Origin of the sequence: Bradyrhizobium sp. BR2003 (assembly GCF_009720285.1) — a bacterium.
Lineage (GTDB): Bacteria > Pseudomonadota > Alphaproteobacteria > Rhizobiales > Xanthobacteraceae > Bradyrhizobium > Bradyrhizobium elkanii.
Window position 1 is genome coordinate 42,462 of record NZ_SMYJ01000018.1, and the last position, 24,469, is coordinate 66,930.

20 protein-coding genes are annotated in these 24,469 nt (G+C 65.0%); 7 read left to right on the forward strand and 13 right to left on the reverse strand.

The features are described from left to right. Positions 1–231 precede the first annotated feature (231 nt). Positions 232–1,248, forward strand: coding sequence for a hypothetical protein (locus tag E2I15_RS12650; protein WP_246668236.1), 1,017 nt, complete (start codon positions 232–234; stop codon positions 1,246–1,248). 27 nt (positions 1,249–1,275) lie between these two features. On the opposite strand, the gene E2I15_RS12655 is transcribed toward E2I15_RS12650, so the two are convergent. After that, a complete protein-coding gene (locus E2I15_RS12655) occupies positions 1,276–1,590 on the reverse strand; it encodes a monooxygenase (protein ID WP_137481558.1) in 315 nt (104 codons plus the stop codon). Positions 1,591–1,670: 80 nt separating this feature from the next. Between E2I15_RS12655 and E2I15_RS12660 the strand changes: the two genes are divergently transcribed. Continuing rightward, positions 1,671–2,249 carry a TetR/AcrR family transcriptional regulator gene (locus E2I15_RS12660; protein WP_137481560.1) on the forward strand — a complete coding sequence of 193 codons (579 nt, stop codon included), beginning with the start codon at positions 1,671–1,673 and terminating at the stop codon, positions 2,247–2,249. Between the two features lie 51 nt (positions 2,250–2,300). Then, positions 2,301–2,705 (forward strand): GFA family protein, encoded by a 405-nt coding sequence (locus E2I15_RS12665; RefSeq protein WP_137481562.1) that lies wholly within the window; start codon positions 2,301–2,303, stop codon positions 2,703–2,705. 150 nt (positions 2,706–2,855) lie between these two features. Here E2I15_RS12665 and E2I15_RS12670 read toward each other — a convergent pair whose 3' ends face one another. The 3 genes from E2I15_RS12670 to E2I15_RS12680 are packed head-to-tail and all read right to left on the reverse strand — an operon-like array spanning position 2,856 to position 7,348. After that, positions 2,856–3,950, reverse strand: a complete 1,095-nt coding sequence (locus E2I15_RS12670; RefSeq protein ID WP_137478565.1) for a glycosyltransferase family protein — start codon at positions 3,948–3,950, stop codon at positions 2,856–2,858. 3 nt (positions 3,951–3,953) lie between these two features. Beyond that, positions 3,954–5,792 (reverse strand): asparagine synthase (glutamine-hydrolyzing), encoded by a 1,839-nt coding sequence (asnB, locus tag E2I15_RS12675; protein WP_137478566.1) that lies wholly within the window; start codon positions 5,790–5,792, stop codon positions 3,954–3,956. A gap of 2 nt (positions 5,793–5,794) precedes the next feature. Beyond that, complete coding sequence (locus tag E2I15_RS12680) at positions 5,795–7,348, reverse strand: lipopolysaccharide biosynthesis protein (protein WP_137478567.1); 1,554 nt, start codon at positions 7,346–7,348, stop codon at positions 5,795–5,797. Positions 7,349–7,634: 286 nt separating this feature from the next. On the opposite strand from E2I15_RS12680, the gene E2I15_RS12685 reads away from it, so the two are divergent. Next, positions 7,635–8,828, forward strand: coding sequence for a CaiB/BaiF CoA transferase family protein (locus tag E2I15_RS12685; RefSeq protein WP_038380817.1), 1,194 nt, complete (start codon positions 7,635–7,637; stop codon positions 8,826–8,828). A 56-nt stretch (positions 8,829–8,884) separates the two neighbouring features. Here E2I15_RS12685 and E2I15_RS12690 read toward each other — a convergent pair whose 3' ends face one another. From E2I15_RS12690 to E2I15_RS12730, 9 genes are all read right to left on the reverse strand, one after another. Beyond that, positions 8,885–10,396 (reverse strand): tripartite tricarboxylate transporter permease, encoded by a 1,512-nt coding sequence (locus E2I15_RS12690; protein ID WP_137478568.1) that lies wholly within the window; start codon positions 10,394–10,396, stop codon positions 8,885–8,887. Positions 10,397–10,418: 22 nt separating this feature from the next. Continuing rightward, on the reverse strand, positions 10,419–10,961 hold the full coding sequence (locus E2I15_RS12695; RefSeq protein ID WP_137478569.1) for a tripartite tricarboxylate transporter TctB family protein: 543 nt from the start codon (positions 10,959–10,961) through the stop codon (positions 10,419–10,421). 76 nt (positions 10,962–11,037) lie between these two features. Further along, positions 11,038–12,138, reverse strand: a complete 1,101-nt coding sequence (mtnA, locus tag E2I15_RS12700) for an S-methyl-5-thioribose-1-phosphate isomerase (RefSeq protein ID WP_137478570.1) — start codon at positions 12,136–12,138, stop codon at positions 11,038–11,040. A gap of 40 nt (positions 12,139–12,178) precedes the next feature. Next, positions 12,179–13,054: an S-methyl-5'-thioadenosine phosphorylase gene (locus E2I15_RS12705; RefSeq protein ID WP_137478571.1), complete on the reverse strand. Its 876-nt coding sequence runs from the start codon at positions 13,052–13,054 to the stop codon at positions 12,179–12,181. A 135-nt stretch (positions 13,055–13,189) separates the two neighbouring features. Further along, positions 13,190–14,176 (reverse strand): Bug family tripartite tricarboxylate transporter substrate binding protein, encoded by a 987-nt coding sequence (locus E2I15_RS12710; protein ID WP_137478572.1) that lies wholly within the window; start codon positions 14,174–14,176, stop codon positions 13,190–13,192. Positions 14,177–15,123: 947 nt separating this feature from the next. Further along, a complete protein-coding gene (locus E2I15_RS12715; RefSeq protein ID WP_137478573.1) occupies positions 15,124–15,921 on the reverse strand; it encodes an enoyl-CoA hydratase/isomerase family protein in 798 nt (265 codons plus the stop codon). A gap of 47 nt (positions 15,922–15,968) precedes the next feature. Further along, positions 15,969–17,165, reverse strand: coding sequence for a pyridoxal-phosphate-dependent aminotransferase family protein (locus tag E2I15_RS12720; RefSeq protein WP_137478574.1), 1,197 nt, complete (start codon positions 17,163–17,165; stop codon positions 15,969–15,971). Between the two features lie 129 nt (positions 17,166–17,294). Beyond that, complete coding sequence (locus E2I15_RS12725) at positions 17,295–18,578, reverse strand: MFS transporter (RefSeq protein WP_137478575.1); 1,284 nt, start codon at positions 18,576–18,578, stop codon at positions 17,295–17,297. Between the two features lie 159 nt (positions 18,579–18,737). Next, complete coding sequence (locus E2I15_RS12730; RefSeq protein WP_137478576.1) at positions 18,738–19,940, reverse strand: pyridoxal-phosphate-dependent aminotransferase family protein; 1,203 nt, start codon at positions 19,938–19,940, stop codon at positions 18,738–18,740. Positions 19,941–20,072: 132 nt separating this feature from the next. Between E2I15_RS12730 and E2I15_RS12735 the strand changes: the two genes are divergently transcribed. The 3 genes from E2I15_RS12735 (at position 20,073) to E2I15_RS12745 (ending at position 24,357) form a co-directional block, all read left to right on the forward strand. Next, a complete protein-coding gene (locus tag E2I15_RS12735; protein WP_137478577.1) occupies positions 20,073–20,825 on the forward strand; it encodes a GntR family transcriptional regulator in 753 nt (250 codons plus the stop codon). Positions 20,826–20,957: 132 nt separating this feature from the next. Continuing rightward, the gene (locus tag E2I15_RS12740; RefSeq protein WP_137478578.1) at positions 20,958–23,936 is read left to right on the forward strand and encodes an FAD-binding and (Fe-S)-binding domain-containing protein; all 2,979 of its coding nucleotides are present in this window, start codon (positions 20,958–20,960) and stop codon (positions 23,934–23,936) included. Beyond that, complete coding sequence (locus E2I15_RS12745; protein WP_028343121.1) at positions 23,929–24,357, forward strand: GlcG/HbpS family heme-binding protein; 429 nt, start codon at positions 23,929–23,931, stop codon at positions 24,355–24,357. The genes E2I15_RS12740 and E2I15_RS12745 overlap by 8 nt, the downstream gene beginning before the upstream one ends. Positions 24,358–24,469 lie beyond the last annotated feature (112 nt).

A 24,469-nucleotide genomic window follows, 5' to 3' on the forward strand; every position in this document is an offset into this window, starting at 1 on the left:
GTGCGCCGCGCGATATTTGACGCGCGTCCCGGGATTGGATCCCGGATGAAATCGCAACACCCACACGCAATCCACTCTGCTGCGGGCCTGCGGCTCCGCGCTTGCGGAACTTTTGTCATGACCTCGACGCTTCTGGTGGTCTCTCGTCGGGAGGCCACACGCTCCGTGCTGCTCGAACGTCAGCTGCGGAGGTATCATCCGCACGTTCAGGGAAAGGTCCGCGCGTTGGCCATGCGGCATACGCGTCTTGCGGACCTTGCCGCGAGTTTTCCTGCGCTGCTGTTCGCGCTGGCGGTCCCGCGAGCCGGGATCGCTTCGGCACGCGCACGCGCGTGCGTCATCGACGGCCGCTCGCTCTCGGACGCTACGGCCGCGGCAGGCATTCCGCTGTGGCTGCGAAGGTTGCCGCCGGAAGCGTTCACCGCTCCGATCACGGGACTGCCCGATGACGAGCTGTTTCGCCGGCAGATCGCGAACCACCTGCCGCCGTCACCGAAGCTCGCGCCGATCTGGCTGAAATCCGTCATGGCCGTTGCCGAGCTCGCACACGGACCGGCGGCGGTCTGGATCGCGCGCGAGCTGGTCCGGGCGCCGCCGCGCACCGATCCCGCGCGATTACGGCTCGTCAGCCTGTGGGCGTGGTTCTCCACGCAGCCGGCGACGCTGGGACATACGCTGATCGACCGGAGGTGGACGGCGAGCATGCAGATCGGCTCGGCGCTCGCGGCCGTCGATGCGTGGAGCACGATGATCGCGCTGCATGTCAGCCTCGGCTCGGAGAAGATCGCGGATATGTGGCTGCAGCCGGGCCGCGTTGACGGCTACGACTTCATCCCGCTGAACTCGACCACTGATATCTCGGAGGAGGCGGAAGCGATGCAGAATTGCCTGCGCACCTACGGTCCCAACCTCGCCCACAATCGCTCGCGGCTGTGGAGCGTCAGGCGGAGCGGGCAACGGGTCGCTACCCTGAGAGTTGCGGCGCGTTTTGAAGGTCCGTTGCCTGGTATCGCCGAGCTCACCGGTATTCGGAATGCCGAGATGCCGCGTGAAGTCTGGTGGGCAGCGCGCCGATGGCTGCATGGCCACGACCTGTTGCGGATGGAGATCGAGCAACGCAGGTGGGGCACCGCGCCTCTCGACCGGCCGACCTGGCGCGCGATCTGGCGGCCGTACTGGCTCGCCAGGCGGCAGATTCCGGAATGGCTGCCGCTCGCTCCATCGCGCAAGGCGCTCAATGCGCTGTAATGCGCATCCGCCACCACTGCATCGTTGCTAATCGTCGGCGACAACCTGCTGGGTAAGGTTGTCGACAACCACGGGACTCTCGAAATAGGTCACGATCGGATCGGCGTCATATTTCTCCCGGGCGCGGGCGCGCCACGCATCGGTGTACAGCGCTTCCGCCTCCACCCTCGAGCTCCAGAAATAGATACCGCCGGCCGTCAGCCCGTCCTCGGACAGCACATAGGTCTTTCGTAACAGCCCCTGAATGCCGCGATAGACCGGCGCGGTGCTCAGGAAGATGCTGCGGGCTTCTTCGCGCGTGATCGGCTTCGGCAGCTTGAACGTCGTGACGGCGGTAATCATTCGGATCTCCTCGGGTTCATTCTTGACATCATTGTCAATATTGACGATTGTGTCAAGAATGACCCGATGGAGTAGATCGAATGGTGGGCGTGCGTCAGTTCGACGAGGACGAAGTGATCGCAACCGCGCTCGACGTGTTCTGGCGCAAGGGTCTGCACGATGCGACCATGCAGGACCTCGCGGCCGCGACCGGCGTCCAGCGCGGCAGCCTCTACAACGCCTATGGCGACAAGGAAGCGATCTTCCTGCGCGCCTTCGACCAGTATGCCGCGCAATTCCTGGACGCGGCCGGCAGCGCGCTGGCGCAGGGCGACACTTCGGCGAGGCTGAGGGGCTTCTTTGAGATGATCATCGTCAACATGACGGACGGCACGCCGCAACGGGGCTGCCTGACCACGCGCACCGCGCTCGACGCGGCCATTTCGAGCACGGATGTGCGTCAGCGCGTGCAGGACGTGCTCACCAGGCTCGAGCAGTTGGTCGGCAAGGCCATCAGCGCGGCGCCGAACAGGCGCAGCACGGCCGATGCAAACCGGCTGGCGCGCGTCATCGTGACGTTCACGCGCGGGCTCGCCGTGATGGAGCGCGCCGGATACAGCCGCAAGCAGTTGAGGGAATCGGCCACCACATTCATCGATGCCGTGATTGGCGACGCCTGAGGCGGCGTCCCTTGTTCCCGGCGACGGCGTCATCGTATGGGAGAAACCAGCATGCAGGAACGGAGCGGCGGCTGTCTGTGCGGCGCGGTGCGTTACACGCTCAGGAGCGAACCGCGAAGCATCGCGATATGTCATTGCACACATTGCCAGCGACAAAGCGGCAGCTTGTTTTCGTTCAACCTTGTGATCCGCGAAGCCGACTACCAGCAGTCGGGCGAGACGGTGGTGTTCGTCGACAAGGGCGACAGCGGCCATCCGGTCCATCGTCATTTCTGCGGGCGCTGCGGGTCCCCTTTGCTTGCGAAAACCGCATTGATGCCCGGCAAGGTCGTGGTGAAAGCCGGCACGCTCGACAGCATGGAGGGATTGCAGCCGCAAGCCGAGATCTATACCGATCGCGCCGCCGCATGGCTCACGCCGATCCCCGGCGCTGCGCGCTTTGCCCGGAACGTGTGACCGGATGCGCCGGTCACGGACGCAGCGGGAAACGATTCAGCCTGGCCAGGGTCACCTCCGTTCCGATTGCGTCGGAACGGAGGCTCTCGATTTTGCTTTGACGCGTTTTCTTCACGCGAACCGGTACCCGCCTCGCTCGAAAACGCTCTATCACGGCTCAATCCGCGCGACGAGATCGATAAACTGTGCCCACTGCGAAGCCTTGCTGTAGGTCTCCTGCACACGGCTCCTGCCGGAGGCGGCGATCCCGGCCCATTGAGGCCAATCCTGCAGGCTGCGTGAGATCGCCTCGGCGGCCCGCTCGGGAGCGTCGTAGGTGCGCATCGTGACGCCGTCCTGCATCGCCTCCGGATAGTTGCCGGCATCCGACACGAGTAGCGCCCCGCAACCCATCGCCTCGAAGCAGCGCATATTGCCGCGGTCGTTGCCAGCCATGTCGATTGCGCCGTTGAGCACGACCTTCGCCGATCCGAACAGCTCGTAGAGGTCCCTGCCGAACAGCGGCAACCTCGCGATTCGCGCGATGACGTCGGGCCGCCGGTGCTTGCGCAGCGGCAGCAATCGACCGACCGCGCTTTCGGCAAGGCGCGTCAGCCGCGACGCATCGAGGCAGAACACGATCTTGCGATCAACCGCCAGGGCGGCGACCTGTTCGAGCGTCCTGCCCCGCGCACTATGATGCCGCGAATATCCACCGACAAAGGCCACATCGATCGGCCGTTCGCCGTGACCGTACTGCTCCATGACGGGGTCGATCGCGGGAAAGAAGAGCTCCGCCCGGCACCCCTTGCTGCGCCACGCCTCAAGGATCGAGGGGAAGTTTCCAAGCACCGCGCCATAGGCTGTGAGATCGGCATTTCCGGAGGGCGCGGCACGCCAGCACAGCGTCTTCTTCACGCAGCCGGGAAGCTTGGCGACGAACGCGCTCGGATAGCGCACCGGATCGAGATTGTAGAACACCTCGGCCCTGTGATGCTCGATCTGCGCGAGCAGAATGGCCTCGAGCGCGGGCGATTCCTTCATGCCCTGCTCACGTGCCCACTGGCGCTGCAGCACCTCGTCGTCGCCATTCGTGAAGAAGGCTTCAGCTGCGCCGTCGAGCACGGGCTTGAGAAAATGCGCGGCACCAAATCGATCATGCAGGAACACGTCGCGGCGCGCGTCGAAACCTGACGCCTTTGCCGCGAGCTGGTTCAGCCTCGGCAAATAGGACGGATAGAGACCACTATTCTGGAACAGACGCATTGGTTACGCGGACCTTGCCAACATCCATTTCATGTTCAAATAGGGCCAGATCCGGCCGACACTCTTCCAATCCCAGCTCTGCGACGTCGTCAAGCGGCCGACCGCGTTTCGAAGGGGTGCTTCGTCGACGAACTCGGCGAATGCCGGAACATTCCGCTCGAGCAGCTCTGCCGTCCAGCCCGCCAATGGCCCGTTCAGCCATTCCGGCATCGGCGAGTTGAAGCCTACCTTGCGGCGCGCGGTGCGGATGCTTTCGGGCATCAGGTTCGCCATCGCCTGCCGCGCCACCACCTTGGTCAGGCCATCAGCCGACTTGCTCGTTTCGGGCAACGCCATCGTGTAGGTGACCAGCCGCCAGTCCATGAACGGCATGCGGACCTCGATCCCATGCGCCATCGAGAGCCGGTCAAAATTGCGCAGAATGGTAGGCAGCGTGGTCGAATGGAACATGCGGTAGAGGCGCCGGTTCAACGCGCCCCATGTATCAGGCAATTCGTCATCCTCGGCGACCAGCGGCAGCGGCGCAGGAGCGGCCGCAGCGCCTCCACGCAGGAAGTAGTGCCCCTCGCGTCTGATCATCTGCGCCCGCAGGAAGTCGATGCCGCGCTGCGCCAGCTGCGATCGTGAGGTGAGCGCGGCTGCTGCGTTCCGGATCCGGAATGCGGCCGACTGCCCTTCCTGCAGGTAGGCGCCCATCAATTCGTCCGCGCCGTGGCCGTCGAGCGACACGGTGACGTTCTGGCGCCGGAGCTCGCGATAGATCAGCCACGGCGCGCTCGGCAGCCCGATATAGACGTCGTCATTGTCGTCGAGAATCCGGTCAAGGTCGGTGAGCGCGTCGGAGCGCCCGATCTCGAGAAAGCTCGGTGCTACGTCGGCCCACGCGGCCGCTTCCTCAGCCATCGGCCGTTCGTCATTGCTGGCGCCGGGAAACGTCGCGACGAAGGCGTGTCGCCAGGCCGTCGAGTCCCGCGGTCCCATGCCGGCCTTCTCATGGGTCGCCATGGCGCAGATCACCGCGGACGAATCGAAGCCGCCGGACAGACAGGTCCCGATCGGAACATCGCTGCGCATCCGCAGCGCGACGGAATCCTGAAACAGTTCGCGAAAGCGCTCGACGCGTTCGGCCTCGGTATCCGGAATCGCCGGCAGGTGATCCACGGTCCGCCACCAGCGGCGCACCTGCATACGCCCCTGGCGCAACCACATGCAGTGGCCGCCCTGCAGGCGGCGCAATTGCGCGAACAGGGTTCGCTCGCTGCCTTCGATCCCGAACGGGTCAAGCAACAGCCGCCGCGCCACGTCGATATCGAGCGACGTCTCAACCAGCCCGCTCCGCGCCAGCGCCCGCTGTTCGGACGCGAACACGAACCGCTCGGATGACAACGCATACAGCATCGGCTTGATGCCGAAGCGATCGCGAGCCAAAAACAGATCACCGGTAACGGTGTCGTAGATCGCCAGCGCCCACATGCCGTTGAAGCGCAGCAGCATGTCCTCGCCCCATGCCTGCCAGGCGGCGAGGATCACTTCGGTATCGGACTGGCTGCGGAAAACCGCGCCCTTGGCCTCGAGCTCGCGGCGCAATTCGAGGAAGTTGTAGATCTCGCCATTGTAGACGATCACATGGCGGCCATCGCCTGACACCATCGGCTGATAGCCGCCCTCGCCGGGATCGATGATGGCGAGCCGGCGATGGCCGAAGGCGACGTTTCGCTTGGCATTGAACCAGGTGCCCTCGCCGAACGGACCGCGATGCGCGATCAAATTGGTGAGCCGCGAGATGTCGGCCGGCTCCACGGGAGCGCCGCGCAGATTGACGATGCCTGCGATGCCGCACATGTCTAGATAGCCTTGAAGGGCAGGAAGCGACTGCTGATGACGTGGAGATCACGCCAGCAAACGGCGCGATAGGGACCGAGCTGCGACATCGCGACGGCGGCGACAAAGATCGCCGCAGCCGACACGCCGTAGAGCGACACCACATACCACCATGACGGCGCGTGGTCGAATGACGCGTGGCCGAACTGCGAACGCAGCGCCAGCGCGATGGCTACTCCCGTGCCGAGCGGGATCAATACGAAATGCAACATCCGTGACCACATATCTGAAAGGCGGAAGGTTCGCCGCAGCAACAGCACGGTGATCACCATCTGGGCGACCATCCCGACGCAGGAACTCCAACCGGCCGCCTGCCAGCCGAAATACGGCAACGCGACGGCGCTGGTCGCCAGCGTGAAGATGCCCGTAACGAGCGAGATCAGCGCGTTGGAACTGGAGCGGCCCTGCGACAGCAGATAGAACGCAAACACATTGGCGCTGGACCCCAATATTCCGCTGATCGCGAGCACCACCAGCACCAGCTGGGCCTCGGCGGCGACCTCGGCGCCAGTCCATCGGTGCAGCAATGCGCCTGCGACCGGGATCAGGCCGCCCAGCGCGCTCGCGGCAAGCACATTGAGAATCCAGGACGAGCGAAGGAGGAGGTCGACCTTGCGATCGTCATCCTCCCTCTGCAGGGTGCTGAAGAACGGGAACAAGATCTCGCCGATCTTCAACACGCCGATGTAGACCGCCTCCTCCAGCCGCTGCGCGACGCTGTAGAAGCCGACGAATTGCGGCTGCAGCAGCGCGCCGAGCAGATAGCGGTCCGCCTGCCCCGCGAACAGCGCACCGCTTTGCGCCGCGAACTGCCAACCGCCAAGCTTGACCAGCGCACGCAGCGCGCCGCGATCGAGCGCCGGCCGCGCCAGCCAGTCGCTGATGGCGTGGCGCGACCAGGCGAACGCCATCACGAGATTTGTCGCAAAGCCCAAGGCCTGACAGCCGAGGAACGTCGAGGCCCGCGGCGCGTACGGAATCAGCAGCAGCATCGAGATCGTCGTCACCACCGTGCCCGTGATGCTGATCGACGCGATCCGCCGATAGTCCTGGCGCGCCGTGAACAGCGAGAGGAAGACGGCGAACAAGCACTGGAGCAGCCAACCGGCGCCGGCCAATGCGAAGGCGAGCCCGAGGTCGTCGGCGGCCGGGCCGCCCAGGTGAAATCCCAGTCGTGCGAGTGGCGCTCCTGCAAAGGCAAGCAACGCCGCGATCAGGCCGCCAAGGACGATGGCGAGCGCGAGAGCGGTCGCGAAAAATCGCCGTGCCAGGTCGCGATCGGACGGCTCCAGCCTTTGCGCGAGCTCGCGCGCCGTCGAGAGACCAAGCGCATTGCTGAACATCAGCGCCGGCGCGACACAGGCCGTCACCAGACCCGCAACACCGAACGCGGCGAGACCAAGCCGGAAAATCACGAACGGCAGGATCGCGAGGTTGAGCAGCACCGCGACCGCGAAGGCAGTCGCGTTCCATGCCGAGTTACCGAGCAGATGGGATGGACCCTTTTTCACCGCCATGCCCACTTTCGGTCCATCGCTCCGATACGCCCCAAGTGCCTCTTCCGTAAGGGCAAAACCCATTCGGCCTGGCGACGGGCTAGCAGCCGGCGCAGTGATTGTCGAGGGTTGGCGGACGGCAAGGCATCGCAGGGCAAGGACAAGGCAGGAGCCGATCTCCACGGAACCATCGCTGGCTGTTTCCAGTCCTGTTTGTGATCCGGGTAACAGTTGGAAAGGCCTGCCAAATTGTCTATGGCAGATGGGCTGAAGCCCCCGGGCGGCCCGCCCAACAAGAGGTGTCTAAATGCCCTTTCCCCGCGCATCCCAAGCTCTTTCCCGATTCACCGTGCTGGATTTGACCCGGGTCCGGTCTGGGCCGACCTGTGTACGTCAGCTCGCCGATTGGGGTGCCAATGTCGTCAAGATCGATGCGCTTCTGGAGGACGGCGGTGGCGAGCAGCCGGGTGGCCCGCGCGGCGGGTCCGATTTCCAGAACCTGCACCGCAACAAGCGCGCTATGACGCTGAACCTCAAGGACCCCAAGGGGCTCGAGGTGTTCAAGCGGCTGGCCGAACAGGCTGATGTCGTGGTCGAAAACTTCCGGCCGGACGTCAAGGCCAAGCTCGGCATCGATTACGAGAGCATCCGCAAGATCAACCCGCGGATCGTCTATGGCAGCATCTCCGGGTTCGGCCAGGACGGCCCCTATCACAAGCGCCCGGGCTTCGATCAGATCGCCCAGGGCATGGGCGGGCTGATGTCGGTGACCGGCGCGCCCGGCGGCGGACCGATGCGGGTCGGCATTCCCGTCGCCGACCTCACCGCGGGCCTGTTCTGTGCGATCGGCATCCTCACCGCGCTGCTGGAACGCGACGTATCCGGCGAAGGCCAGTGGGTGCAGACCTCGCTGCTGCAGGCCCAGATCTTCATGCTTGATTTCCAGGCGGCACGCTGGCTGATGGAAAAGGAAGTGGCCAAGCAGGCCGGCAACAACCATCCGACCTCGATCCCGACCGGCGTGTTCAAGACCTCCGACGGTTACATCAACATCGCCACGACGGGAGGGCGGATCTGGGAGCGTTGCGCACAGGCGATCGGCGCGCCCGAGCTGATCACCGACCCCGACTACGCGACCGCCCCGGCGCGCTCGAAGAACCGCGACGCGCTGAACGCGAGGATCGGCGCGCTGACCGAGAAGAAATCGACCGAGACCTGGGTGCAGGAGCTGAACGCCGCCGGCGTGCCGTGCGGGCCGATCTACTCGATTGACCAGATGTTCGAGGATGCCCAGGTCAAGCATCTCGGCATGGCCCAGCACGTGCCCAATGACGAGAACCGGCAGATCCAGCTAGTCAGCCAGCCGGTGACGCTGTCGCGGACGCCGAGCAGGATGGCCGCCCGGCCGCCGGAGTTCGGCGAGCAGACCGAAGAGCTGCTGGCCGAATTCGGCTTCGGCAAGGATGAGATCGCCGAGCTCCGTCAGCGCAAGGTGGTCTGACGGTATCAAACCACCAACGCCCTAGCGGTTCGAGGTCGCCAGATCCCGGACCGCCACTACGCCCGTGCAGGCCGCAGCATTCGTCCGAGCCCGACGAACGCCTTGTCGATCACCGGCCAGAACAGCAGCACGATCGCCAGCGTCGTGATGGTGCCGACCAGGCCGTTCGACCAGAACACCTTCAAGTCGCCTCCGGAGCCGATCATCGAGAGGCGGAACGCATCCTCGGCGCGGTTGCCGAGCACCAATGCCAGGGTGAACGGCGCGAGCGGAATCCCGATCTTCTTGAAGACGTAGCCGACGACGCCGAAGCCCAGCATCAGCCAGATATCGAACATCGCATTCTGGATCGCATAGGCGCCGATCGCGCAGGACACCACGATCATCGGCGCTACCGCCGCGAACGGCACGCGCAGGATCGAGGCGAAGATCGGCACCGTGGTCAGCACCAGCGCCAGGCCGACGACATTGCCGAGATACATTGAGGCGATCAGGCCCCAGACGAAATCCTTGTGCTCCACGAACAGCAGCGGCCCCGGGTTGAGGCCCCATACCATCAGGCCGCCGAGCAGGATCGCAGCGGTCCCCGAGCCGGGAATGCCGAGCGCCAGCATCGGCAGCAGCGCCGAGGTGCCCGAGGCATGCGCGGCGGTCTCCGGCGCGAACACGCCCTCGATCCGGCCCTTGCCAAAGCTCTCCTGATCCTTGGCGAAGCGCTTGGCGAGGTTGTAGCCCATGAAGGAGGCCGCGATCGCGCCGCCCGGCGTGATGCCGAGCCAGCAGCCGATCACCGACGAGCGCAGCAGCGTCACCCAGTATTTCGGCAGGTCCTTCCACACCGAGAGCACGACGCGCAGGCTGATGCCGGCGGCGTGTCCGCGCAACGCGAGGCGCTCCTCCATCGTGAGCAGAATCTCGCTGATGCCGAACAGACCGATGACAGCGACGAGGAAGTTGATGCCGCGCAAGAGCTCCGCGGACCCGAACGTCATGCGCAGCTGCCCGGACACCGTATCCATGCCGACACCGGCGAGCAGCAGCCCGAGCGACATCGAGATCACCGTCTTGTGCTTGGCCTCGCGGCCGAGGCCGACGAAGGAACAGAAGGTCAGGAGATAGACGGCGAAGAATTCCGGCGGGCCGAACCTCAGCGCAAATGACGAGATCATCGGCGCCAGGAAGGTGATCAGCAGCACCGCGACCAGCGAACCGACGAAGGACGAGGTGAACGCCGCGGTGAGCGCTTCGGCCGCCCTGCCCTGCTGCGCCATCGGATAGCCGTCGAAGGTGGTCGCGACCGACCAGGCCTCGCCCGGGATGTTGAACAGGATCGAGGTGATGGCGCCGCCGAACAGCGCGCCCCAGTAGATGCACGACAGCATCACGATCGCGGAGGTCGGATCCATGGTGAAGGTCAGCGGCAGCAGGATCGCGACGCCGTTGGGGCCGCCGAGCCCGGGCAGCACGCCGACGAAGATGCCGAGCACCAGGCCGACCATCATCAACAGCAGCGTCTTCCACGTCAGCAGGACGGCAAAGCCGTGCAGCAGGAGACCGAAGGCTTCCATGTTTCGAAATCCTGTCGGTTGACTAGCGGCCGAGAGCCGACTCAAGCGGCCCCTTTGGCATGATGACGTCGAACGCGACATCGAACGTTATGAACATCGCGGCGGTGAAGACGAAGGCGGTGAGCAGCGACTTCCACAGCGCGATCTTGCCGACGAGGCGCATGAAGCCTGCGATCAAGAGAAAGCTCGCGACGTAGAGACCGAGATATTGGGTGGCGAGGCAGAACAGCAATGTCGGCACGAACACCGCCATCACCCGGCGAAGCTGCGCCCGGGTGACAAAGGTCTCGGCCGCTTCCCGGCGCGAAAGAAAGGCCGCGCCGAGACCATAGAGGCTGGCACCGCCGAGGATCACCGAGAGGTAGAACGGAAAATAGCCCGGCTGCGGACCGGTCGAGTCCCACGACGCGCCGGTGCGCCAATTGTCCCAGCCGAGCACCAGGGCGAGCGCAAGCAACAGCAGCGACACGACGACGTCGACGACGCCGGTGCTGACGACCGCCGGCGAGTTATCTTCAGGTGCGGTCGGATCGTCGACGACGATCTCAAGTTCGGTGTTGGACATGGATGAGACGGTCTGGGTTGCGAGGGCAACGATTGGGATAGCGTGCTGATGCAACCACCGTCAATGCAGCCTTCAGCTAAACAGTGGAACGTTCGGGAAAGGCGCTCGCAAGTGCAACACGCTCCGGCTTGAGAACGCCGCGCTCGGTGATCAATCCGGTCACCAGCCGCGCCGGCGTCACATCAAAGCCGAAATTAGCGACCGACGAGCCGTCCGGAACCACGCGCACGGTCTCGATCCGGCCATCCGCCGTGCGTCCCGTGAGGTGCGTCACCTCGGCGGCCGCGCGCTGCTCGATCGGAATCTGCCTGACGCCGTCATCGATACTAAAGTCGATGGTCGGCGACGGCAGCGCAACATAGAACGGCACGCTGTTGTCGTGGGCCGCGAGCGCTTTCAGATAGGTCCCGATCTTGTTGCAGACGTCGCCATTGGCGGCGACGCGATCGGTCCCGACGATCGCGAGATCGACCATGCGATGCTGCATCAGATGGCCGCCGGTGTTGTCGGGGATCACGGTGTGCGGCACGCCGTGGTGACCGAGTTCCCAGGCGGTGAGTGAGGCGCCCTGATTGCGCGGACGCGTCTCGTCGACCCAGACGTGGACCGGAATGCCGCGATCGTGCGCCTGGTAGATCGGCGAAGTCGCCGTTCCCCAATCCACGGTTGCAAGCCAGCCGGCGTTGCAATGCGTCAGGACGTTCACCACCTCGCCCGGCTTCTTGGTCGCGGCGATCGTCTCGATCAGGCCGAGCCCGTGACGGCCGATCTCGCGGTTGATCTCGACATCCTCGTCGGCGATCTCGCGCGCGCGGGCATAGGCCGCCTCGGCGCGGGCCGAAGCCGCGAGCGGCGCCAGCGCGCGCTGCATCTCGTCAACAGCCCATTTCAGATTGACCGCGGTCGGCCGGGTCGCAAGCAACATCTTGCCGGCGCGCTCGAGCGCCGCGTCGGAGGCATCGGCGCGCATCGCAAGCGCTATGCCATAGGCGGCGGTCGCGCCGATCAGCGGCGCGCCCCGGACCAGCATCGAGCGGATCGCCTCGCCGGCCTCGTCCGCGGTGGTGAGTTTGGCGACGATGAATTCATGCGGCAGCCGGCGCTGATCGATCGCGCCGACAGACCAGCCGTCGGGCTCGAGCCAGATGCTGCGAAAATGTCGTCCATCGACTTTCATGCCCACGCCCTTCGCGTCGCGCGCTCGCTAGAGGACTTCTTCACGACCGTAGCACCCGTCCGGCGACGGCATCGAGCTTGGCCAGCAGCTGCGGATCGCGGGCCGCGGGCGCCGTGATCAGCGCGGTGTCCAGCGCCCGATCCGAACCGACCGGACACGGCTCGTGCGCGCGCGGGAAATCCCGCGCCAGCCGCGCGACCAGCGCCTTTGCCTTCTCGGCATTCGAATTCAGCACGCGGATGATATCCTGCACCGTCACGGCATCATGCGCCGGATGCCAGCAATCGAAATCGGTGACCATCGCCACGCTGGCGTAGCAGATCTCGGCCTCGCGGGCGAGCTTGGCTTCCGGCATGTTGGTCATGCCGATCACCGAATAGCCCTGCGCCTTGTAGGTCAGGCTTTCGGCGAGCGAGGAGAATTGCGGCCCCTCCATGCAGAGATAGGTGCCGCCGCGGGCGAAGGCGATGTCTTCGGCCTCGGCCGCGGCGGCGAGATGCCTCGCCAGCAACGGCGACACCGGATGCGCCATCGAGACATGCGCGACGCAGCCCCTGCCGAAGAACGAGCTCTCGCGCTTGTGGGTGCGATCGACGAACTGGTCGACCAATACAAAAGTGCCCGGCGGCAGCTCTTCCTTGAACGAGCCGCACGCGGACAGCGCGACGAGGTCGGTGACCCCCGCCCGCTTCAGCACATCGATATTGGCGCGATAGTTGATGTCGGAGGGCGACAGCGCGTGCCCATGGCCGTGGCGCGGCAGGAACACGATCGGGAGTCCCGCCATCTCGCCGCGGCGGAGCGGCGCGGACGGCTCGCCCCAGGGGCTTGTGATCGCCTCATCGCGAACGTTTTCCAGGCCCGGCAGATCGTAGATGCCGGATCCACCGATGATCCCCAACACGGCCTTGGTCATGATCGCTCCTCACGGTCCCGCAACGGCGCCGGAGGGGTGACCCAGCCCGATCGGGCTCGCCGGACGTTCGGCCATACTGCGGCGCAGTAATCACTGCGCCGCCGCCGCTTGCAAGGCAATTCCGGACCGCGACCGCTATTTTGCGACGAACCCTGCCGCGTTCATCAGCGAGGCATTCTGCTTGTCGTCATCCTCGAGGAACTCGACCATGTCCTTGCCGGTGAGGAAGATCGGCTTCAGCGCCTGCTTCTCCATGTAGTCCTTGTATTCCGGCGTCTGCGTCACCTTCTGGAACAGGTCGACATAGAACGCCTGCTGCTCCTGCGTGACCTTGCCCGGCAGGAACATCGCGCGCAACATCAGATACTGTACGTCGAGCCCCTCCTCCTTGCAGGTCGGGATGTCGTTCCAGGATTGCGTGTCGGTGACCTTGGTCTTGTAGGAGATGCGCTCCTTGTCGAACACGCAGAGCGCGCGAACCTGTCCGGCGCGCCAGACTTCGAGGTTCTCGCTCGGATTGTTGACGTTGGACTCGGTGTGGCCGCCGACCAGCTGGGTCGCGGCCTCGCCGCCGGACTTGTACGGCAGATAGGAGAATTTTGCGCCGGTCTTCTGCTCCATGAACACGGTCAGCACGTGATCCTCGCGCTTGGAGCCCGTGCCGCCCATCTTGAACGGCGCACTCGCCGCTTTCGCGGCCCCGATGAACTCCTTCACGGTCTTCGGGCCGGAGGCGTTGTCCCACAACACGAACTGGTCGAGCGCGATCACCGACACCGGGGTGAGGTCGCGCCAGTTGAACGGAATCTTGGCCGACAGCGGCAGCATGTAGATCAGCGAATAGGCGATCAGCACCTTGTTGGGATCGCCCTCGCTGGACTTCATGTACATCAGCGCTTCCGCACCCGACGCGCCGCCCTTCAGCGACACCACCATCGGCTGCTTCATCAGATTGTTCTTCTGGATCGCCGCCTGCATCATGCGCGCCATCTGGTCTGACGCGCCGCCGGCACCGGCCGCGACCACGATTTCGACCGGCTTGCTCGGCTCCCAGCCGGCAAAGGCTGGCGTGCTCAGCAGCAGGGCCGCGACTGCAGCCGTGGTTTTTACAAACTGTCCCACGTGTTTCTTCCCTATCTCTTTGTTCGGCTTGGCAAAACCTGCGAGGTGGCGGGCTCGCGTCATTGTGCCGAGAATGAAGGTGAGTTCAAGTCGCGAACTGCCGCATGGCCTATGACTTTGGAATGAGGCGGGGTGTCGTTTGCGAGCCGCCGGACGCGCCAAAGTGCCCAGGACGGAGTTGAACTCGCGATTTCTCCAATCGTCGTCCCGGCGAAACAGGCCGTGCAAAAACCACGCTGTGATGCTGGATTTTGGAGGGAGAGGCTGATTCGGAGGGCCGGATGGGACACGTCGTCGGGCAGTCGCGCTATCAAGCGACACTGTATCCAGAGATGTTGGACGAGGTGATCGCGGCGGATAGCGCGGTGCGGGCCTCCAACTCTTCAAGACCTCTCACACCAAACAGAAGAAAGAATATCGGACGCAAGCCTGCCCGGCCCGCTTGTGAGTCATGCTTCCGCATCCTCGCGACATGAACCGTCCGAGTCTTGCTCTCGTTTCGCCCTCTCACTTTGAAGAGGGCGCCGGGAAAGCCGGGTGCCGATCGCACCCATGGGAGCATAGGATAGAAAGTTCGGGGGTAGGACCACAGGTGTAACCGGATACAACCCGGCTTTCCCTGCGCGATGGTTTCGGCTTATACGTGCTCGCCCCGGTGAGACTGGGCTTTTTTGTCACCGTCTTCACAAGACGCACTCGCGTTTTGTGAAAAGACACCTGCCGCTAGGGCGTCAGGTCTGCGCGACTTCGCCGTCCGCCGCATGCGAACTCGTCAGTTGCACACTCGGCGTCCACCGTATCTCACCGCAACACCCGTGACGATGCGCAGCGCCCTCGGTCGGGTGAGACGGCTATTTCTATAGCCCTGAGCTAGTCTTCGGATAAAGCGAAATATTTCTGCTTCGGGGGCTTGACCCGTCGGGCAACTCAGTGATTGAGCGCAGCCGTTACTTGCCCTTGAAGTTGGGCGCGCGCTTGTTGAGGAAGGCGTCCATGCCCTCGCGGAAATCCTCGCTCATATAAGCGCGCAGGATCAGGTCCTCGCCCTCCTCGCGCGACAGCGTACGGCGGATGCGGCGCACCGCTTCCTTGGTTACTTCGAGCGTGATCGGCGCATGGCCGGCGACGAGCTTCGCCGTCTCGGTGGCGCGGCGCTGCAACGTTTCCACATCGGGGACGACTTCGTTCAACAGCCCGAGCGCCAGCGCCTCGGGTGCCTCGACGAGGCGCGCCTTGAAGATCAGATCCTTGGTCCGCGCCGGACCGATCAGCGACACCAGCCGCGAGATGTTGGACATCGAGAGGCAGTTGCCGAGCGTGCGCGCGATCGGGAAGCCGATCCGCGTCGCCTCGGTACCGATCCGGATATCGCAGCAGGCAGCGATGCCGGCGCCGCCGCCGGTACACGCGCCGGCGATCGCCGCGATCACAGGCACCCGGCACTGCTCGAGCGTACCCAGCACGCGATCGATCCGCGCCTCATAGTCGAGCGCATCCTGCGCCGTCTTGAACGCGCGGAACTGCGAGATGTCGGTGCCCGAGGCGAACGCCTTGTCGCCGGCACCGGTCATGATCAGCGCCTTGATGGAGTGATCCTGATTGATGTTCTCGCAGATCGCCGCCATCTGCTCGTACATTGCAAAGGTCAGCGCATTGCGCGCCTGCGGCCGGTTGAACGTGATGCGCGCGATCCCGTCCTCGACGGAATAGATCAGGTCTTCGGTCGGAGTGACGGGCGCGTTCATGTCTCGCTCTTTCTGTTGTTTGCGATTCGATTTCAGGCGACGGCTCTCTAGGCCACTGCCTTGGACGCCTGCGAAGCTTCGCGTCCCTTCAGGACTTCCATCGCCGCCAGCACGCCGCCGCCGCGATGCGGCACCTTGGCCAGATCAAGGCCCATCTCGACGCCGGACAGCGTGCCCATCAACATCAAATCGTTGAAGTGCCCGATGTGGCCGATCCGGAACACCTTACCCTTGACCTTGTTGAGGCCGGTGCCGAGCGACATGTCGAAATTCTCCAGCACAACCTTGCGGAAGTGGTCGGCGTCGTGGCCGTCAGGCACCCGCACCGCGGTCAGCGCCGGCGAGTGCGCACCCTGCTCCTGGCACTGCGTCTCGAGGCCCCAGACCTTGATCGCCGCGCGCGTCGCCTCGCTGTGGCGCTTGTGGCGGGCGAAGACGTTCTCGAGCCCCTCTTCCTCCAGCATCTTCACGGCCTCGCGCAGGCCGAACAGGAGGTTGGTCGCCGGCGTATACGGCCAGGTACCGGCCTTGTTGATGTTGATGACTTCCTGCCAATCCCAATAGGAGCGCATACCCGGATTGGCCTTGGCCACGGCGAGCGCCTTCTCCGACACGGCGTTGAAACCGAGGCCGGGCGGCAGCATCAGCCCCTTCTGGGAGCCGGCGATGGAGACATCGATGCCCCAGGCATCATGCTCGTATTCCAGCGAGCCGAGCCCGGAGATGGTGTCGACCATCAAGAGCGCCGGATGCTTCAGCGTGTCGAGGATCTTGCGGACGTCGCGCGGATAGGTGACGCAGGCGGTCGAGGTCTCGTTATGGACGACGCAGACGGCCTTGATCTTGTGCGACTTGTCGGCGGACAGCCTGGCCTCGATCTGCTCGAGGTCGGCGCCGTGGCGCCAGTCACCCGCGATGAAATCGACGTCGAGCTTGAACTTGTCGGCAATGCCATGCCACAGCACGGCGAACTGGCCGGTCTCGCACATCAGAACCTTGTCGCCGGGCTGCAGCGTGTTGACGATCGCGGCCTCCCAGGCGCCGGTCCCCGACGACGGGTAGATGATCACGGGCTGCTTGGTCCGGAACACACGCTGCATCGCAGAAAGCACGGCAAAACCGATCTCGGCAAACTCGGGACCGCGATGGTCCATGGTCGGCATATCCATGGCCCGCAGCACCCGGTCCGGCACGTTGGTCGGTCCCGGAATCTGCAGAAAATGCCTTCCAGTATGCACGGTCATGAGCGTCTTTCCCGGTCTCGTCTTGGTCGTGGTGAGCCGCTCGCATATCATTATTCGCCGGGTTTGTCCTAGGCCCGGCGGGGGTCCGTCATGCATATCTGACGGCGCTCCGCCGGGGCCGGCAGCGCCTTATTCGGCGGCCACCACCTTGCCCGGCGCCACCGGTTCGCCGGTCTCCTCGAACGGCCGCTCGGGGTGCATCAGGAACGCCGAGAAGCCGCCGACCAGCAGCAGGCCCATCGACATCAGGAACGGCAGGTACCAGTTTCCGGTGGCGTCGATGACGAAGCCGGCGACCAGCGGCGAGACGATGGCCGCGAACGCCGAGCCGGTGTTCATGATTCCGGCCGCGGTGCCGGAATATTTTGCCGCGATGTCCATCGGGATCGACCACATCGGCCCGATCACGAGCTCGGCACAGAAGAAGCCGGCCGACAGGCAGAGCGCCACCACCGTGATGTCGTGAACGAACAGGATCGGCATCAGCGACAGCAGCGCGCCGGCGAAGCCCACGACCGTCACGCTGAGTCGCGCCAGCCGCACATTGCCGGTGCGCTCGAGAATGCGGTCGGAGATGACGCCGCCGATGCTGTCGCCGACGACGCCGGCAAAGAACACGCCGGATGCGAACAGCGCCGAGTTCTTGAGATCGAGGCTGTAGTTGTTCTTGAAGAACAGCGGCAGCCAGTTGAGATAGAGCCACAGGCACCAGCCGTAGCAGAAATAGGTCAGCGTCACCGGCCACATCCGCTGCAGCAGCGGTCCCCACGGCACCTTCGGCCGCTCGCCCTGCGGACGCGGCGGCAATGTCGCAAGCTCTGCCGCGGTGATCGAGCCATGGTCCCTCGGCTCGTTGCGGAAGTACCAGACCCACGCAATGCCCCAGATCAGGCTGACAACGCCGAGCACGACGAATGCGCCGCGCCAGGTCAGCCAGAGGATCAGGAGCGCGACCACCGGCGGGGTGATGGCATTGCCGAGCCGCGCGAATGAATGCGTCAGGCCCTGTGCGAAGCCGCGGCGGTTCGCCGGCGTCCAGTACTGCATCGCGCGCGTCGCGGTCGGAAACGTCGCGCCTTCGCCGAACCCCAGCGCGAAACGCGCGACGAACAGCGCGGCAAGACCATGGACAAAGCCGGTCATGATGGTCGCGGCCGCCCAGATCATGCCGCACCAGAACAGGGTCTGGCGCGGCCCGAAGCGATCGCCGACCCAGCCGCCGATCACCTGGAACAGCAGGTACGGATAGGCGAAGGCCGAGAACACCAGGCCGAGCTCGGTGTTGGACAGGCCGAGCTCCTTCTGGATTTCGCCGGCCGCAGTGCCGATGTTCACCCGGTCCACATAGGTGATGAAGTACATCACGCAGAGCATGGCCAACACGACATGGGTGGCCTTGAACCGAAGCCTCATATCATCCCCTCCCCCGATCCGCGATTGTTCTGAGTTCGTTGCGCTGCGGATGCCGTGGCTGCCAGAGCTTCGGTTCTGATTGAATCGGAACCGAAGCTCTGGATTTTTGTTGACGCGTTTTCTTCACGCGAACCGGCGTCCACTTCGCTCGAAAACGCTCTAAGTGCTGACCACCTTCAGATGCGACGACGCGTTGCGCTGGTCGCGCTGCTCGAGAAGCCGCATTGCGGCCTCGACGCCGCCCGAGCGATGCGGCACGCCGGCGACCGACAGCCCCATCTCGACGCCGGTCAGCGCGCCAAGCAGCGTCAGCTCGTTGCACTCGCCGAGATGACCGATGCGAAACACCTTGCCCGCCACCTTCGACAGGCCGGCACCGAGCGACATGTTGAAATTGTCGAGCACGACCTTGCGGAACAGATCGGCATCATGGCCGGGCGGCATCATCACCGCGGTCAGCACCGGCGAGAATTCCGAAGGCTCCTGGCATAACACCTCGAGCCCCCACTGATTGACGGCGGCGCGCGTGGCGGCAGCCAGCCGCTGATGGCGGGCGAACACATTGTCGAGCCCCTCCTCCAGCAGCATCGCGATGGCCTCGCGTAGCCCGTAGAGCAGGTTCGTCGCCGGCGTGTAGGGGAAGAAGCCCTTGGCGTTCGGCTTCAGCATTTCCTCCCAGTCGAAATAGGAGCGCGGCATCCGGTTGGTGCGCGACTCGGCGCGGGCCTTTTCCGAAATCGCGTTGAAGCCGAGGCCGGGCGGCAGCATGAAGCCCTTCTGCGAGCAGCTGACGCTGACGTCGACCTTCCACTCGTCATGCCGGTAATCGACCGAGCCCAACGAGGAAATGGTGTCGACCATCAACAGCGCCGGATGCGAGGTGCGGTCGATCGCGGCACGGATGTCCGCGATCCGGCTGGTCGCGCCGGTCGAGGTCTCGTTGTGGACGACCATCACCGCCTTGATGCTGTGCACCGTGTCGGCGGCAAGCCTTGCTTCGATCTGGGCGGGGTCGGCGCCGCGGCGCCAATCGCCGGGCATGAAATCCACCTCGATGCCGAAGCGGCCGGCCATCTGCCGCCACAGGGTGGCGAAGTGGCCGGTCTCGACCATCAGGACCTTGTCGCCCGGCGACAGTGTGTTGACGATCGCGGCCTCCCAGGCGCCGGTCCCGGACGACGGGAAGATCACCACCGGCCCCTTGGTCTGAAACACCTTCTGGCTGCCTTCGAGCACGGCCCGGCCGAGCTCGGCGAATTCGGCGCTGCGGTGGTCGATGACCGGCATGTCCATCGCGCGAAGAATGCGATCCGGGACCGGGCTCGGCCCTGGAATCTGCAGAAAATGGCGCCCTTGATGCATGAGAACCTCCCAATCGCCGGATTTCGGCTTCTCGGCGAGCTATTTTGCATTCATTTTTTGTCTTTTCAATCCAATTTTGGTACTCGATTGAAAGCGTCGACGCGGCCGCGCCGGCAAATTATTGTTCAGAATATGAAATCCGCGATTCCCGAAGCCGGGGTTCCGATTACCCCGCCCGCCGCCGGCAATGGCAGCGACCGCCAGGAGGCCTCACTTCACGGCGAGATCCTGCTGCGGCTCCGCGACTATGTGGTGGAAGGCAACATTCCCGAGGGCGCCCGCGTTCCAGAGCGGCAACTCTGCGAAATGCTGGGCATTTCCAGGACGCCGCTGCGCGAAGCGCTCAAGGTGCTGGCCGCCGAGGGTCTGATCGAGCTGTTGCCCAACCGCGGCGCGCGGGTGCGCCGGCTCAGCCCACGCGACCTCGAGGAATTGTTCGACGTCATGGCCGGGCTCGAGAGCCTCGCCGGACGACTGGCATGCGAGATCATCACCGACGAGGAAATCGTCGCGATCGAGCGGCTGCATTACGAGATGTACGGCCATTATCTGCACCGCGACATGCACGGCTATTTCCAGACCAACCAGCAAATCCACGAGAGCATCGTTGCGGCCGCGCGCAACGAGACGCTGAAGGCCACCTACGCCAACTTCGCCGGCCGCATCCGCCGCGTCCGCTATTCCGCCAATTTCGCCCGCAAGCGGCAGCGCTGGGCCGAGGCGATGCGCGAGCACGAGGCGATCCTCGATGCGCTGCGCCGGCGCGCGGCAAGCGAGCTCAGCGACGTCCTGTTCCAGCACCTGCGCAACAAGCGAGCCGCCGCCATCGATCACCTCGCGGAGGGGCCGGACAGCGGCCTGGAGACGACGCCTCAGAACGACTAAAGGGGCCGGCACTAGGATGGCTGGAGGGCAGCCAACCTTGCCCATTATGAATTCATAATGTAATTCTCACGTCGAGAGAATGCATAATCCATGAGCAGCCAAGGTCGCGTCATGGATCACATCGGATCTGGGATGAAGAACGCCTCCTCGCTCGAACAGCGCCTGCGGTCCGAACTGACCGGCGACGTGTTTTTCGACGCCTTCAACCGCGGCCGCTATGCGACCGACGCCTCGTTCTACCAGATCATGCCGGCCGGCGTGGTGGTGCCGCGAACCGTCGACGAGGCGCTGCGGGCGCTTGCGATCGCGCGCGACGCCGGGCGGATCGTCACCCCGCGCGGCGGCGGCACCTCGCAATGCGGCCAGACCGTCAATGACGGCATCGTCGTCGACCTGTCCAAGCATCTCAACCGGATCCTCTCGCTCGACGTCGAGGATCGGACCTGCGTGGTCGAGCCCGGCATCGTGCTCGACGATCTCAACCGGCAACTCAGGAAGCACGGGCTGTGGTTTCCGGTCGACGTCTCGACCGCGTCGCGCGCCACGATCGGCGGCATGGCCGGCAACAATTCCTGCGGCGGCCGCTCCCTGCGCTACGGCACCATGCGTGACAACACGTTGTCGATGGATGCCGCGCTCGCCGACGGCACGCTGCTGCATTTCGGCGAGGTGCCGCGCGACCTGACGCGGGTCAATTCGTCCGACAGCGGACTGAAGCTGTTTCGCGACATGCTCGATCTCGGCGAGCGCGAGGCGCTCGAGATCGCGGACAAATTCCCCAAGGTGCAGCGCCGCGTCGGCGGCTATAACCTCGACGCGCTGGTACCGCGCAACGCGCCGAACAATCTGGCGCATCTGTTGGTCGGCTCGGAGGGCACGCTCGCCTTCACGACGCAGGTCGAGCTGAAGCTGTGGCCGGTGATCCGCAACAAGGCGCTCGGCGTCTGCCATTTCGGCAGCTTCTACGAGGCGATGGATGCGGCCCAGCATCTGGTCAAGCTGCGGCCCATTGCCGTGGAGCTGGTCGACCGCACCATGATCGCGCTGGGTCGCGAGATCGCGATGTTCCAGCCGATCATCTCGGCGGCCGTGCGCGGCGATCCGGACGCCATCCTGGTGGTCGAGTTCGCCGAAGAGGACCAGGCCGACAATCTCGCCCGTCTCAAGCAGCTCGGCGAGCTGATGGCCGACCTCGGCTTCGGCTGGGACAAGCCGCAGCGCAAATGGGGCGGCGTGGTCGAGATCGTCGAGCCCGCGCTGCAAAACGGCATCGCCGATTTCCGCGCCGCCGGCCTCAACGTCATGATGTCGATGAAGCAGGAAGGCAAGCCAGTCTCGTTCGTCGAGGATTGCGCGGTGCCGCTGCCGCATCTCGCCGATTACACCGAGCGGCTCAATGCGGTGTTCGCCAGGCACGGCACCCGCGGCACGATGTATGCGCATGCCTCCGAAGGCTGCCTGCATGTGCGCCCCGTGCTCAATCTCAAGCTCGAGAAGGACGTCAGGGCGATGCGCGCCATTGCCGAGGAAGCCTTCGCGATGGTGCGCGAATACAAGGGCTCGCATTCCGGCGAGCACGGCGACGGCCTGGTGCGCTCGGAATTCCACGAAGCGATGTTCGGGCAGCGCATCGTGGCCGATTTCCGCGAGGTCAAGCAGCGCTTCGATCCGACCAACACGCTCAACCCGGGCAAGATCGTCGATCCGCCCAAGATGGACGACCGTTCGCTGTTCCGCTTCGCGCCGGATTATCGCGTCGGCGACTTGAAGACGGTGCTCGACTGGTCGGCCTATCCCGGCGCCGGCGGCGGCTTCCAGGGCGCCGTCGAGATGTGCAACAACAATGGCGCCTGCCGGAAGCTCGAAGGCGGCGTGATGTGCCCGTCGTATCGTGCTACGCGCAATGAAAAGGACGTCACGCGCGGCCGCGCCAATACGCTGCGGCTCGCGATCTCGGGCCAGTTGGGTGCGGACGCGCTCGCCTCCGACGAGATGATGGAGACGCTGAAGCTCTGCGTCTCCTGCAAGGCGTGCCGCCATGAATGCCCGACCGGTGTCGACATGGCCAAGATGAAGATCGAGGTGCTGGCCGCGCGCGCCGCGACGCACGGTCTGTCGCTGCGCGACCGGCTGGTCGGCTACCTGCCGCGCTATCTCGATCTCGCCTCGCGCTTTGCCCCGATCGCGAACTGGCGCAACCGCAGCCCGCTGCTGCGCGCGCTGTTCGAGAAGCTCGCCGGGATCAGCGCCAAGCGCGCGCTGCCGGAATTTCGCAGCGACACGTTCCGGCCCGACGCCGAGGTGCTGGGCCCGGTGGATGGCCGCGAAGTGGTGCTGTTCGCCGATACGTTCAACCGCGGCTACGAGCGCGAGAATCTCGACGCCGCGCTCGAGGTGCTGGTCGCCGGCGGCTATCGCGTGCATCTGCCGAGGCCATCGGAGGGCGGGCGGCCGCCGTGCTGCGGGCGGACGTTCCTGTCCGCCGGACTGGTGGAGCAGGCCCGCGCCGAGCTCGACCGGCTGGTTGCGACCTACGTCCCGTTCGCGGCCCGCGGCGTGCCGATCATCGGTCTCGAGCCGAGCTGCCTGCTGACCCTGCGCGACGAGCTGCTGTCGCTGCGTTCGGATGAGGCCGCCAGGACCGTCAGCGCGCACGCGCTGCTGTTCGAGGAATTCCTGGTGCGCGAGGCCGAGGCCGGGCGCCTCACTTTGCCGCTCGGCGCGGTCGCCGGAAAAGCGGTCGTGCACGGCCATTGCCACCAAAAATCCTTCGGCGCGTTCAAGCCGGTGGAGAAGGTGCTGCGCCTGGTGCCGGGCCTCGACGTCAAGACCATCGAGTCGAGCTGCTGCGGCATGGCCGGCGCGTTCGGCTATGGCGCGGACACCTATCAGGCCTCGATCGAGATGGCCGAGCTGTCGCTGCTGCCCGCGGTCCGCAGCGCCGATCAGGACACGCTGATCGTGGCCGACGGGACCTCATGCCGGCACCAGATCAAGGACGGCAGCGGGCGGACGCCGCTGCATGTCGCCAGCGTATTGGCGATGAGCCTGAAACGTGCGAAATCGAATTCCGACAGATTGTTACCGACAAAGGAAGAGGCCCATGGCTGAGCTCACTCTCGAAATTGCCCGCAAGATTCTGGATGCCGCGCTGGCCAAGGGGGTCGAGAAGAAGTTCAAGCCGCTGGTCGTCACCATCCTCGACGCGCGCGGCGCGGTGAAGGTGACGGCCGCGCAGGACGGCACCAGCCTGATGCGGGCCGAGATCGCCCACGGCAAGGCCTATGGCGCGCTGGCGCTCGGGATGGGATCGCGGGCGCTGTTTCAGCGCGCGCAGGAGCAGGCCTATTTCGTCGACGCCGTGAACACGCTGGCGCAGGGCCGGATGGTGCCGGTCCCCGGCGGCGTCCTGATCATGGACGGCACGACCCTGCTCGGCGCCGTCGGCGTCAGCGGCGACACCTCGGACAATGACGAGATCTGCGCCGTGGCCGGCATCGAAGCCGCCGGCCTGAAGCCCAACGCGGGCTAACGCGCAATGTGCATCGCGCTCCCTCACCCCATTCTCCCGGGGAGAGGGCTGGGGCGAGGCGCGCTTGCGATTTCGGAATAATAGAACAGTGCCGCTGATTTGCCCGACGTGT